At 66.3% G+C, this 13,355-nt stretch carries 11 protein-coding genes; 2 read left to right on the forward strand and 9 right to left on the reverse strand.

The genetic code is table 11. The features are described from left to right. Positions 1-62 precede the first annotated feature (62 nt). Positions 63-920 (reverse strand): alpha/beta fold hydrolase, encoded by an 858-nt coding sequence (locus tag ATE62_RS16760; protein WP_058808581.1) that lies wholly within the window; start codon positions 918-920, stop codon positions 63-65. Positions 921-1,035: 115 nt separating this feature from the next. On the opposite strand from ATE62_RS16760, the gene ATE62_RS16765 reads away from it, so the two are divergent. Next, on the forward strand, positions 1,036-1,707 hold the full coding sequence (locus tag ATE62_RS16765) for a TetR/AcrR family transcriptional regulator (protein WP_058808582.1): 672 nt from the start codon (positions 1,036-1,038) through the stop codon (positions 1,705-1,707). A 1-nt stretch (position 1,708) separates the two neighbouring features. On the opposite strand, the gene ATE62_RS16770 is transcribed toward ATE62_RS16765, so the two are convergent. From ATE62_RS16770 to ATE62_RS16780, 3 genes are read right to left on the reverse strand one after another with little or no spacing between them, the layout of a single operon-like run. Beyond that, positions 1,709-2,923 carry a cytochrome P450 gene (locus tag ATE62_RS16770; RefSeq protein WP_058808583.1) on the reverse strand — a complete coding sequence of 405 codons (1,215 nt, stop codon included), beginning with the start codon at positions 2,921-2,923 and terminating at the stop codon, positions 1,709-1,711. Positions 2,924-2,933: 10 nt separating this feature from the next. Further along, on the reverse strand, positions 2,934-4,433 hold the full coding sequence (locus ATE62_RS16775) for a class I adenylate-forming enzyme family protein (protein WP_058808584.1): 1,500 nt from the start codon (positions 4,431-4,433) through the stop codon (positions 2,934-2,936). A gap of 38 nt (positions 4,434-4,471) precedes the next feature. Then, positions 4,472-5,650, reverse strand: a complete 1,179-nt coding sequence (locus tag ATE62_RS16780; RefSeq protein ID WP_058808585.1) for an aromatic ring-hydroxylating oxygenase subunit alpha — start codon at positions 5,648-5,650, stop codon at positions 4,472-4,474. A gap of 118 nt (positions 5,651-5,768) precedes the next feature. On the opposite strand from ATE62_RS16780, the gene ATE62_RS16785 reads away from it, so the two are divergent. Further along, the gene (locus ATE62_RS16785; RefSeq protein WP_058808586.1) at positions 5,769-7,376 is read left to right on the forward strand and encodes a GMC family oxidoreductase; all 1,608 of its coding nucleotides are present in this window, start codon (positions 5,769-5,771) and stop codon (positions 7,374-7,376) included. Between the two features lie 70 nt (positions 7,377-7,446). Here ATE62_RS16785 and ATE62_RS16790 read toward each other — a convergent pair whose 3' ends face one another. The 5 genes from ATE62_RS16790 to cysC form a co-directional block, all read right to left on the reverse strand. Next, entirely contained in the window at positions 7,447-9,837 is a 2,391-nt protein-coding gene (locus tag ATE62_RS16790) for a TonB-dependent receptor (RefSeq protein ID WP_058808587.1), read from the reverse strand. A gap of 71 nt (positions 9,838-9,908) precedes the next feature. Further along, a complete protein-coding gene (locus tag ATE62_RS16795) occupies positions 9,909-11,093 on the reverse strand; it encodes a hypothetical protein (RefSeq protein ID WP_058808588.1) in 1,185 nt (394 codons plus the stop codon). After that, entirely contained in the window at positions 11,086-12,264 is a 1,179-nt protein-coding gene (locus tag ATE62_RS16800; RefSeq protein ID WP_058808589.1) for a sulfotransferase family protein, read from the reverse strand. Before ATE62_RS16800 ends, ATE62_RS16795 begins: the two co-directional genes overlap by 8 nt. After that, entirely contained in the window at positions 12,261-13,028 is a 768-nt protein-coding gene (locus tag ATE62_RS16805) for a 3'(2'),5'-bisphosphate nucleotidase CysQ (protein ID WP_058808590.1), read from the reverse strand. Before ATE62_RS16805 ends, ATE62_RS16800 begins: the two co-directional genes overlap by 4 nt. Next, a partial coding sequence (gene cysC / locus ATE62_RS16810) for an adenylyl-sulfate kinase (protein WP_058818566.1) occupies positions 13,025-13,355 on the reverse strand: 331 nt, incomplete at its 5' end. The genes cysC and ATE62_RS16805, both read right to left, overlap by 4 nt.

Raw genomic sequence — 13,355 nt, forward strand, 5'->3', positions numbered from 1 at the left:
TAAGGTTTTCGCCAACCTTATGTAATCGTGATTGAAATAGTGGGTTCAGGACAGGTGCGCCGTCACGGCACCGGCATCAGCAGCCGTTTGGCGAAGGCGATCACGCCGTCGTTGAACGCGTCGTTGCGGTCGCCCGCGACCATATGGCCCGCGCCCGCCACGTCGAGGATTTCGAGCCGCGGCACCTGCCGCCGGAACGCCCCGATTCCCGCCTCGCTCACCACATCGCTCGAAAGCCCGCGGACCAGCAGCACCGGCATGTCGACGAGATCGCCGAGCGTCGCAGTCGCGTGCTCGACGACGATATGATGCGTCGTCGGCGCGGTATCGAGGATGCGCGGGTCCCAATGCCAATAGAGCCGCCCGTCATCGCGCGGGCGGAGGTTCTTCATCAGCCCGCTGGTATCGCTCGGTCGCGCGCGCTGCGGATTATAGGCCGCGACCGCCGCCGCGGCGTCGTCGACGCTCGCAAAGCCGTCCTTGTGCCCGTGCATGAAGCCGACGATGCGCTCGATCCCGCGCGGATCGGGCTCGGGTACGATATCGACGAGCACGACGCCCGCGGGGCGCAGCCCTTCGTGCACCGCCTGGATCGCGGTCGCCCCGCCCAGCGAGGCCCCGACGAGCACGAAAGGCACCCGCAAATCGGCCAACACCGCACGCAAATCGGCGGCGCGGTCGCTCAGCGCATAGGCGCCCGCCGGCGACCAGTCGCTGTCGCCATGCCCGCGCGCGTCGAAATTGATCACCTGCAGTCCGGCATCGATCAGGCTGTCGACCGCGCGGCTCCAGCTATGGCGCGTTTGCCCGCCGCCGTGGAGCAGTATCACGCAGGGCGCGTCGGGCGAACCACCACGATCGCCGACCAGCTCGACGCCGTCCGAAGACGTAAAAACACAGCTGTGCAAGCGATCCGTCATCGACCAGTTCTCCTCATACTCGACAATGACTCCGCGCTTATCTAACGTCAATAGATTGAACTAGCCGTCCAATGCGGCGGCAAATTTGCACTGGCACGCGTGGCGCCGCGCTGCCATGAGCAATTTGGGCAAGGGGATCATTTCATTGGCACGGCCATCCAAACCACTGATATCGCGCGCCAATGCGGCCGAGGCGGCGCTCGAGGTCATCGACGAGGCCGGGCTCGAGGAACTCAGCCTCAACCTCGTCGCGCAAAAGCTCGGCGTGCGCCCGCCCTCGCTCTACCATCATTTCAAGGACAAGTCGGAGCTGCTGCAGGAGGTCGCGCGCATGATGTTCGTGCGCATCCCGACGGTGAACGACCCCGCGCTGTCCTTCGAGGAACAGATCATCGCGCGCTGCGTCGTCACCCGCCGCGCCCTGCTCAAGCACCCCAATGCCGCGCCGCTGATGCTGCGCTATTTCCCGCGTCACCTGCTGCTCGCCGCCTATGAACGCGCCGCGTCCGAAGAACCCTACCCGCCCTCGATCCACCTGACCGTGATCGACGCGATCGAAAAATATACCTTCGGCACCGCGCTGTTCGAGGCGTCGGCGCAGGTGCGCGGCATCCCGGTGATCCCGCCGGTCGACGCCGCCAAATATCCGAACTTCGCCAAGGCCGTCGACGACAATCCCTTCGGCGACGAGGAGATGTTCGTCGAGGCGCTGCGCATGTTCCTCGTCGGGGTGAGGCGCCGGCTCGGCACCGACACGATCGGCGCCCCGCTCGGCGACACCGACTAGTTCAGGCGTCCCATTCGATCGGGAGGGCCTCGAGCGCCATCACCGTGCCGATGCGGAAGGCATGGCGTTCGCCCGGCGTCGCGCGGAAGGCGGGGATGCGTTTGACCCATTCCTCGGTCAGGATGCGCAGCTCGGCGCGGCCGAGCACATGGCCGACGCACAGATGCGGGCCCGACGAAAAGGTCAGATGCGCCGTCTTCCGGCGGTCGAGATCGAAAACATTCGGCCGCTCGAATTTCGCGGGATCGCGGCTGCCGAGGCAGAGGACGTTGAGCACCATCTCCCCCGCGCGGAACTGCGCTTCGCCGATTTTCTGGTCCTGCACCACCAGCCGCGGGGTGTTGACGACGCCATAGAGCCGAACTGCCTCGTCGGCGAAGGCCGGGATCAGCGACGGGTCGGCGGCGAGCCGCGCCTGCACCTCGGGCATCTGCGCAAGCTGCTGGAAGGCGAAACCGGTGACGTTGGTGACGGTGTCCATGCCGCCGAGGAAAAGCACGAAGCTCATCGCGAGGATTTCGTCGTCGCTCATCGTCCGACCGTCGATATCGACAGTGATGAAATGCGACATCAGCTTGCCGTCGGGCGCGGCGCGCTTTTCGGCGATCAGGCCCTTGAGCTCGCCGAGGATAAGCGCGCTCAGCCGCCCGAGCTCGGCTTCGTCATTCTGCGCCGAGAAAAAATCCTCGGCGAGGTGGCGGAAGTCCTGCAGCCGCGACAGGTCCATCCCCATCAGTTCCATGAACACGCTGACCGGAAAGACCTTCGACACATCGGCCTGGAAGTCGCATGCGCCCTTGTCGGCAACCGCTTCGACGAACTTGGCTGCCCACTCGCGGATGCGCGGTTCGAGCGCCTTGATCGCGGCGGGGCCGAACATCGGCATCATCGCGCGGCGATAGGGCAGGTTCTCGGGTGGATCGAGGCTGAGCGGAATCATGAAAGGCGGGTTCTTGACGCGCGGGATCTGCATCTCGCGCACCGAGAAATGTTCGGGATCAAGCACCACCTGGCTGATCGCGTCGAAGCTCTTGACGATCCAGTGCCCGCCGTTGAGCCGGCTCCAGAAAATGTCCGGCGCATCCGAGAGCGCCGCGGCATAAGTGCCCTGCACATCCTCGCCGATGCGCGGGTCGGCATAGATGTCGAAATCGAACACCAGATGCGCCGGGATATGCGGCGGCACCGGCGCGGTGGCGAGCTGGGCGGCGGTCATGTCAGGCTCCTCATCTGACGCGCTCCATGGTTTCATGCGCGCCGGCATAGGCCTCGCGCACCGCGGGCTTAGACAGCTTGCCGGTCGCGAGCCGCGGCAGCGGATCGGCCGAGAAGGCGACGTAGCGCGGCACCTTGTAGTTGGAGAGATTGGCGTTGCAGTGGGTGATCAGCGCCGCGACATCGACCTCGGCGGGCCCATGATAGACGACGAAGGGCGTCTCGCCGAACTTCGGGTCGGGGGCAGCGATCGCCAGCGCCTCGATCACGCCCGGAAATTCGCACACCACCCGCTCGACCTCGGCCGCCGAAATGTTGAGCCCGCCCGAGATGATCAGATCCTTCATCCGGTCGACGAAGGTCAGCAGCCCGCGCTCGTCGAGCGTGCCGATGTCGCCCGAATAGAGCCATCCGCCCCGGATCGCCTTCGCCGTCTCTTCCGGATTACGCCAATAGCCCTGCATCATGCCGGGCGAGCGCATCAAAATCTCGCCGGGCTCGCCGGGGTCGCAATCGCTGCCGTCGGCACGCACGACGCGCAGGTCCATGAAGACCCCGCCCCAGCCGCATTTCTCGGGCTCTTCGATTGCCAGATGCTCGGGCATCATCGTCGCATTGCCGCCGACCTCGGTCTGGCCATAGATTTGCCGGATCGTGATGCCCTTCGCCTTCCAGGTGTCGAGCAACTGCCGGCTGACCCGCGCCCCGCCCGCGGTCGCGAGGCGGATCGACGAGAGGTCGGCGCCGGCGAAACCGGGGCAGCGCGTGATCGCCTCGAAGAAGGTCGGGACACCGCCGAAACAGCTGATCTTCTCGTCCTGGATCAGTTGCAGGATCGCGTCGGGGACGAAGGCCGGCTCCATATAAACGGTGCAGCCCTGCACGGTATAATGGACGAGCTGGACGAAGCCCGCCGAAGTGTTGAGCGGCGCGAGCGTGATCACGCGCGATCCCGGCGAGGACGACGTCTCCTCGACCGCCCAGCAGGCGGCGTAGGCGGTCATCGAGCGGTTGGTGAAGACCACCCCCTTGGGCTTGGCGGTCGATCCGCTCGTCGCGATGATCACCACCGGTGCATCGGGCAGAGGATCGTGTTTGGGCAGGGCGGGCGCGGCATGGCGCAACGCCTCGATCTCGGCCATCGCACGTGGGACCAGCCCCGCCGCCTCGACATTGGCCGCGAATTCGGGCGCGGCAAAGGCGAAGCGCGGCTCGGTGGTCTCGCACAGCTCGCGGATTTCGCGCGGGGTGAAACGGAAATTGACCGGATTGACGATCCCGCCCGCACGGATGATCCCCATGATCAGCGCGCAATAGGCCAGGCTGTTGGTCGAGCAGATCGCGACGCGGTCGCCGGGCTGCAGCCCGTCGGCCTCCAGCATCGCCGCCACCCGGTCGGACCAGTTCTTGTAGTCGGCATAGCTCAGCCGGTCACCGCCGAGCACCACTGCGGGCTGCCCCGGCCGCATCCGCGCCCACCAATCCATCGCGCCCGGCAAAGTCTGCGCCATTCAGTCCCTCTCCATCCGGTCTCGTGCCGGTTCGTCAATTACAGCAGTGCTTCGATCGCTTCATAATAGCGGATGATATTGGTCTCGAGCCCGCAATAGATGGTCTCTTCGGGCACCCCCGCGTTCAGTCCCTGCTGGCTGATCTCGGCCGCCCGGAAATCCTCGCCGCCGAAGACGCTGAGGATCAGTTCGTAGGAGCGCGCGAACACCTCCTCGGCCTTGGGCGTCGCCGCCGCCTCGGGGGTCAGCATGAAATATTCGACCGTCGTGCGATCGGGCCCGCGCGGCATGAGGAGCATGACGCTGGTGTAATATTGGCTGGTCACCACGACGCAGTTGGGGAACGCCGTATAGGCGTGCGTCACCAGCTTGTGGACGTTCGCCGCCGGGTCCTCGTCGAGCATTTCGGGGACATAGCCGATGCGCCCCGACACCTGCCGGATGTTCGGCCCGAACATGTCGACGATGTTCGGCGCATCCTGGAACCGGTCGCCGATCGACGCGGCGTGGAGCCGCTGGACATGGTAGCCTTCGAGGAAAGGTTCGAGCACGACCTTCCAGTTGGCGGCGAGGTCGAAGGTCTTGCGGCCATAGACATGCGCCGATCCGATCCCGAGCGCGTCGAAATCGTCGGCGACCTGCTGCGACAGGTTCGACCAGTCGGCGACGATGTTGCGATCGAGCTGGACATAGACGATGCCGCCCCATTCGCGTGCCTCGAGCTCGATCAGCCCGCGCTGGCTCTTGTCGAGCCCCTGGAAGGCTTCGCTGCGGGACACGCCGATCAGCTTGCCGTCGATGCCATAAGTCCAGGCGTGATAGGGACAGGTCATGCGGCCCTGCTTGTGGACCGCGCAATCCTCGATGATCTTCGATCCCTTGTGTTGGCACGCGTTGACAAAGGCCTTGATCGTGCCGTCGCGGGTGCGCGAGACGAGCATCGGAAAACCATAGCTGTCGTTGGCGACGATGCTGCCGGGCTCGAGCAGCGCCGAACAGGTCACGGGCACCGGGAAACGGCGGAAGATCCGCTCCTGCTCGCGGTCGTAGCGCTCTTGGCCCGTGAAAATCGCATTGGGGCGCGTCGAGCCGAAGGGGGTGACCACCGCGTCCTTTTCGGCGGGGATTTTGCGGATGGCCTCGATCTGGCTGGGCGTCAGGTCGGCGAGCGTGGTCAGCTTGCGGGCGGGGCGTGCAACTTCTGCAACGTCACTCATATCGCAATCCTCTCCTTTTCGTTGGCTTCAGCCTATTCGACCCTTTACCTAATGACAATAGTTTTTTATGAAGCGGGTGAGAGCGCTGCAAAAGCGCCGGAATCGAGGGGATAAGGCTATGGACTTCGACTATGTCATCTGCGGAGCGGGCGCGGCGGGATGCGTGCTCGCCTATCGCCTGTCGGAGAATCCGCGGCTGAAGATCGCGCTGATCGAAGCCGGTCCGCGCGACCGCCACCCCTTCATCTCGATGCCCAAGGGACTCGCCAAGGTGATGCAGGACCCGAAGCATCTGTGGGTCCATATGAGCGACCCCGAGGCGTCGACCGCGGGCCAGTCCGAGGCCTGGGTGCGCGGGCGCGTGCTCGGCGGATCGTCGTCGGTCAACGGCATGATGTACGTCCGCGGCCAGCCCGCCGATTTCGACGCGATCGCCGAGCAGTCGAGCGACGACTGGAGCTGGGAGCATATCGGCGCGGCCTATCGCGCGTTCGAGAATCACGAACTGGGCGGTGACGAGACGCGCGGCGACGCGGGGCCGATGAAGATTTCGATGCCGACGCAGCGCCTGCCGATTTCGGACGCGCAAGTCGCGGCGGGCGAGGCGATGGGCTGGGCGAACAAGCGCGACATCAACGCCCCCGACGACCAGGTGGCGATCGGCTATGCGCCGCGCACCATCTTCAAGGGCAAGCGCCAGAGCGCCGCGCAGGCCTTCCTGCGACCAGCCGAGAAGCGCGCCAACCTCACCGTCCTGACCGAACGCACCGTCGACCGGGTGATCTTCGACGGCACGCGCGCGGTGGGCGTGGAAGTCGTCCATAACGGCGCGCGCGAGACGATCGCTGCGGCGCACGAAGTGATCCTCTGCGGCGGCGCGATGGCGAGCCCCGCGATCCTCGAACGCTCGGGCGTCGGCGATGCGAGCCGCCTCGCCGCGCTCGGCATCCCGCTCGTCCATCATAACAGCCAGGTCGGCGAAGGGCTGATCGAGCATCGCGGCATCATCATGCAGTGGAAGCTGACCAAGGCAGCGCTGTCGCAGAACCGCGTTTTCGGCGGCTGGCGCCTGCTGCTCGCGACGCTCCAATATTATCTGACCGGCGACGGGCCGATGTCGGCCGCGGCCTATGAGATCGGCGGCTGGTTCAAGTCGCGCCCCGGGCTCAACCGCCCCGACGTCCAGATGCTGATCGCCCCTTTCAGCTTCGACATGGCGACCCAGCGCACCAAGCTGGAAAAGCACCCCGGCATCAACGCGGTGATCTATCCGCTGCGCCCGACGTCGCGCGGCAGCATCCATATCGCGACGCGCGATCCCGACGCCGCGGCGAGCTTCAAGCCCAATTACCGCGACACCGAAGAGGATCGCGCCGCGATGGCCGGCGCGGTGCGCGTGATGCGCGACTATGCACGGCAAGAACCGCTGGCGGGCATGATCGCCGAGGAGACGCTGCCCGGCCCGGCGTTCGCCAGCGACGCCGAAATCCTCGACGCCTATGACCGCTTCGGCACCTGCGGCTATCATGCGGTGGGCAGCTGCCGCATGGGCAAGGACGCCGCCTCGGTCGTCGACCCCGCGCTCCGCGTGCGCGGTGTCGAGGGGCTGCGCATCATCGACACCTCGATCATGCCTGCGATCCCCTCGGGCAACACCAACGGCCCGACGATGGCAATGGCGTGGCGCGGCGCGGATATCATCCTGCGCGATGCACCTGCGGCCTGACGACTAAGGCGGCGGGACGGCCGGCGGTGCCCTTACCGCCTTTTCGCCGCCCCACCGCCTCGTCACGCCGTCACGAACCGAATTTGAAGCCGATCGTGACGCCCCCGGTGATCCCGCGGCCGAGCGCCGTCGAATAGCCGAATGTCGTCGTCTGCATGTTGCGGAACACGCGGTCGCCCTGGTTGAGCAGGTCGCGGCCCCAGACGGTGACATAAAGATTGTCCTTCAGCGGCCGGAAGGTCGCCGACAGGTTGAGCGTCGTCAGCGACCGCTGGATCGGCGCCCGCCCCTCGCCCGCCGGATAGGGATTGCCGCCGGCATCGATCCCCGCGGGATAGAAGCCGTGCGTCGCATGGTCGAACGCGTCGGTGTAGCTGAGCAGCCCCGCGAGTTCGAGTTCGCCGTCGCGGCCGAGCGGCAGCCTGTAGTTCGCCGACAGGCTGGCCATGATGTTCGGCGTGACGGGCAGATCCTCGCCCGAGCAATCGGCATTGGTCGCCAGCGCCAGCCCGACCCCCGCGGGACGATAGATTTCGCAGTTCGGGAAGCTGTCATATTCCGACTGGAAATAGGTCGAAAAGCTGGTGTTCAGCGTCAGCCGGTCGTCGGGGCGGAACGACATTTCGGCCTCCATCCCCGAAATCGTCGCCTTCGCCGCGTTGATCGAAATCTGCGTGTTGGTCGCGGGATCGACCACCGGCACCTGCAGATTGTCGTATTTATAATAATAGCCCGCGAGGTTGAGCGTCAGCTTGCGGTCGAACAATTGCGACTTCAGCCCGACCTCGAAGGCGTCGATCGTCTCGGGCTCGGTCGCGCGCGCCGACAGCGACGAGATGTTGTACACCCCGCTCTTGAAGCCGCGATTGTAGCTCGCATAGACGAGCAGATCGTCCGAGAATTTATGATCGAGCACGACGCGGTAGGTGAGCTCCGAGAAGCCCGTGCTGAGCCCGTCGCACTGCGGATCGGCGGTGCACACATCGCCGATCGTCTGCGGGATCGCGATGACGCCGCCGGTGCCGTCGGGCACATAGGTGACCTTGCCATTATCCGCGTCGAGCGTCGCGGTCTCGTCGGTGTAGCGGAGGCCCGCGGTGATCTTCGTCCCCTGCCCGAACTCGTAGGACGCCTCGCCGAAAAGTCCGACCGATTCGATCGTCACGAAGGTGCTCAGATCGATATAGGCCAGCCCCGACGTCGGCCCGAGACCGAGCGCCGACAGCTCGAGCAGCCGCCGCGGGACGGTCAGCGGTTCGAGCGGATCGGGCACCGGCAGCCCGACATATTGGTCGAGCTGCGAATAGCCGTCGCGGTAGTTGATGTAGAAGCCGCCGACGAGCCACTGGAACGGCGAACTGCCCTCCGACGAGACCAGCAATTCCTGCTGCCAGGTGTGGCCGTTGAGATCGGTGTCGAACCAGAAGACCGACGCCGGCGAGAGGTCGAGGTCGAGCTGCACCCCCGATCCGCTGCGCGTATAGGCGCTGGTCGAGCTGATCGCGACATCGCCCAGATCATAGTCGAGATGGAGCGACGCGCCCCAGCTGTCGTAGCGCACCTCGGGCGGCACCTCGCCATAATAGGCGCGCTTGGGATTGCGGATATCGACCCCCGACACCGCCTCGCCGATCGAGAAGGGCGATCCCGGCGCGGGCTGCATCGCCATGATCGGGGTCGTATAGCCCTTGATATAATTGCCCTGCAGCTGCGCCGAGAAATCGCCGCTCTCGAACAGCAGATTGGCGCGGAAACCATAGGTTTCCTCCTCGCCCGTGCGCTTTCCGATGCCGTTCTCGGGGTTGCGGTTGACGATGTACGGCGTCTCGTAGCGGTAGAAGCCGCTGACGCTGAACGCGAGGTTTTCGCCGAGACCGCTGGTCAGATAGGCGCGCGCGCCGCGGTCGTCGGTTCCGAAGGTCCCTTCGACCATGCCGCCGAAATCCTGGCTCGGCTTCTTGGTCGAGATCAGGATTGCGCCCGAGGTCGCGTTGCGCCCGAACAGCGTCCCCTGCGGCCCGCGCAGCACCTGGATCGATTCGACCTCGGGAAAGGTCTGGAGCAGGATGCCCGTCTTGTCGGTCTGATAGACGCCGTCGACATAGACCGCGGCGGTCGATTCGTTGCCCGGGGTGATGTTGCGGCCGCCGACGCCGCGGATATAGGGCACCGACTGGCTGCCCCCCTCGGGCACCACCAGCGACGGTGCCATCTGCGACAATTGCCGAAGGCCATCGATGCCGGTCGACTGGAGCTGCTCGCCTTGGAAGGCCGACACCGCGATCGGCACATCCTGCAGCGCCTCCTCGCGCCGCTGTGCGGTGACGACGATGATGCCGTCGCCGCCGTCATTTTCCTCGGCAGCGGGCGCGGCCGGATCGGTCTGCGCCGCGGCGGGCACCGCGGCCATCGCCATCAGCATCGCGGTCGAGCCATATAAGATTTTGTGCGAAACAATCATCTTCTCTCTCCCCATATCTGTCTGTTATCCATCGACATTCTACGGTCCGGGCGCAGCCCCCCGGCGGCCCTTCAGAAATAGCGGCGGTCGGCGGCAAGCCGGCGGAGGCGCGACGTCGCGCGCCGCTCCTCGGGCGTCACGCGCGGTTCGTCGCCGGGAAATTCGCCCTTCACCGCGGCCAGCGGTACGAGCTTCGTCAGCGGCTTCTGCGGCGGCACGCCCGAGGCGAGCTGCTGGAAACGCATGAAGATGAAGCCCGATTCCACCCCCGTGGTGTCGAGCCAGTTCCACACCCCCGGGTCCTCGCCCGCGAGCACGTAGCGAAAGCGCCCGTCGCTCGACACGCGCGACTGCGCGCCGGTGATGCTCGACTGGACCGAGCGCGGGATGAAGCTGTTGAACCAGCGCGGATGCGCGAGCGCGAGGCTCTGATATTTGGCGTCGCACGGCTCGATCGTGATCACCAGCGCCTGCCCCGCGGGCACCTGCCAACGGCCCTTGGTGTTGAACTGCCCCGGGAAATAGCCGGCATCGGCGGGGCCGACGGTCGGCGCCGGATAATCGTTAAGCGGCAGCACCTTGGTCCAGTTGCGCGCGAAATCGTCGAGGAACTTGACCTGGTCGACCATGTTGCGCGCGGCGATGCTGTAGAGCTGCTGGATATCGGCGAGCGCGGGGCGGCGCGGCACGGGAACCGGCTGGTCCATGCGCTCGATCAGCATCGGGGTCGGCTGTTCGGTCAGCCAGTCGTTCACCGTCTGGCGCACGAACAGGCAGCGCGCGCGGTCGTCGCTCTTCATCCAGTTGCCGGGGCGCTCGGGGCCGCCGATCCACAATTCGAAACGCCCGTCGGCCTCGATCGTCAGCCGGCGCGATTCGAGCGCGCCGATGCGGTCGCCGACCACCCCGTCGTCGCCCGCGAGGCCCGAGACCAGCTCGAAACAATAATCGACCGTGTTCCCGCGATGCCCGAGCACGCGATAGACACCGCCGCCGTCGATCTGCGCGCTGTAATAATGATGGTCGGGTGTCGGCAGGCCCCAGGTGCGGACATTGTCCATGTCGCGCACGAAGGCGGGACGGTCGAGATCATAGCTTTTGAACGCGCGCTCGAGGTGGAAAATCCACATGCCGGCGAGATACTGATAGCCCTCGGCGAGATCGGCGTCGGTGGTGCCGGGGTGCGCGCGGATGATCGCCTCGACCTCGCGCGCGGCCTCGATGAACTGGGCGTAGCCGGAGGCGGGTTCAGACATGGGCTTGGGTCTCCTGGCTGGGTGCTGCGCCCAAGAAGCCGAAAGCGTCGTCGACCATCGCCTCGGTCAGTTCGTAGCGGTCGAGCGAATATTGGTTGACGCCGTGCTTGCCGGCGGGGTTGTCGGCGATCCACGCGCGGATCGCGGCCTCGCCCTCGTCCGACAGCCGCGTCCCGGCCTGCAGGTAGAAGGCGCGGATATGCGGGACCGGGTCGGACAGCAGGTCGCGGTAATCGACCTCGATCATCTTGAGCCGTGCGCCCAGCCGCGCGCGCGCCTGTTGGAAGCGGTGCATCTCGGGCACCCAATATTCGAGCGCGATACGCCCGATCGCCGCGGGCGAGCGCGCAAGATAAGGCTGCTGCGCCGCTTCGAGGGCGTTGCAGAAGGAGGCGACGACGGTTTTGAAATCGCGGCGCGGATAGACGAAGGTTGCGCCGGGATGAAAGGCGAGCATCTCCTCGAGATGACCGACGTGCACCGGGCTCTTGAGGATCCATTTGCGCCCGCGGCGCCCGCCGTCCTGCCACTGCAGATAACGCAGCAGGTCGGCGACATAGCGATAGCTCGGGCGGCGCGGCAGGCTGCGCAGATAGTCGAGATAATCGGCATCGGGGACGCCGGTGTAGATGTGGCCGACATGCTGGAAGCTCAGATGATGGAGGTTCCAGTCCTCGTCGGCGTCGTCGGCGACCGCGGGGTGCGCCGCGTGCAGCGCGGGGTTATGGATGCGGATCGCTTCGGCGACCGCCTCGGCATAGGCCAGCCGCCCGCCGGGCATATGCGCTGCCTCCCCCGGGAAAGGCGCGGGGTTGAGCAGACGCCAGAATTTGAGCGACTGCATCGCGGGGTCGGCCGACATCATCCGCTGCAGCACGGTGGTGCCGCTGCGCGGGAAGCCGAGCACGACGATCGGGTCGGCGACATTTTCGGTCAGGATTTCCGGATGGCGCGCAACATCCTCGGCGAAGCGCAGCCGGTTGATCAGCAGCCGCTGGACCATCGTATCGAGCTGCGCGAAGCCTTCGTCGGTCGGGGTATTGCGGCGCGCGAAATGATAGAAGGCGTCGAGCGCGGCACGGAAATCCTCCGGCTCCTCGCGGTCGATGCCGCTCTCCGCGCGCGCCGCGGCCAGCGCGCGCGCACCGTCCGCCGTGTCGAAACCCGTCATGCGTCTTTTCCCCTGTTCGATGATGTCCGGCACGCCGCGAGCAGGCTCTCGGCCATCTCCCTGCGGCAGATCAGCAGGTCGGGCATCGCGACGTCGCGCTGATTGTAGACGAGCGGCGCGCCGTCGATCCGCGAGGCGTGGAGCCCGTGCGCGAGCGCCACCGCGGCGGGCGCGGCGCTGTCCCATTCGTACTGGCCGCCGCTGTGGAGATAGATGTCGACTTCGCCGCGCACCACCGCCATCGCCTTGGCGCCCGCCGAGCCCATCGGCACGAGCTCGGCGCCGAGTTGCTCGGCCACGGCGAGCGCTTCGGCGGCGGGGCGCGTGCGGCTGACCGCGAGGCGCGGGCGCGCGGCGACAGCGGGGAGCGGGCCGGCGCGGTCGGTCGCAAGCACGATGCCGCCGTCGAGGCCGGGCAAGGCCACGGCGCCGGCGACGGGCGCGCCGTCGATCGCGAGCGCGACATGCACCGCCCAGTCGCTCCGCCCCTCGCCATATTCGCGCGTGCCGTCGAGCGGGTCGATAATCCACACGCGGCTTTTGCCGAGCCGATCTGGCGTATCCTTGCTTTCCTCCGACAGGATGCCGTCGTCGGGGCGCTGTTCGGTGAGCGCGTGGATCAGGAACTGGTTCGCGACCTGATCGCCCGCCTTGCCGAGCGCCTTGCCCGCGAACAGCCCGGAGTCGCGCACCGCCAGCAGGATGCGCCCCGCGGTCTCGGCGAGATGCGCCGCGAGCGCGGCGTCGTCGAGGCCGGCGTTCATCCGATGAGCCTGTCGACGATGATCTCGGCCGCCGCGTCCGGGGTCAAGGCCGTGGTATCGATGCGGACCTCGGGTACTTCGGGCGCCTCATAAGGACTATCGATGCCGGTGAAGTTCTTGAGCTGCCCGCTGCGGGCCTTCTTGTAGAGGCCCTTGACGTCGCGCTTCTCAGCCTCGGCCAGGGGCGTGTCGACGAAGATCTCGATAAATTCGCCGTCTGGCAGCATGGCGCGGACCATGTCGCGTTCGGCCTTGAACGGGCTGATGAACGCGGTGATCACGATCAGCCCGGCGTCGGTCATCAGCTTGGCGACCTCGCCGACGCGG

Origin of the sequence: Sphingopyxis sp. HIX, from assembly GCF_001468285.1 — a bacterium.
GTDB lineage: Bacteria > Pseudomonadota > Alphaproteobacteria > Sphingomonadales > Sphingomonadaceae > Sphingopyxis.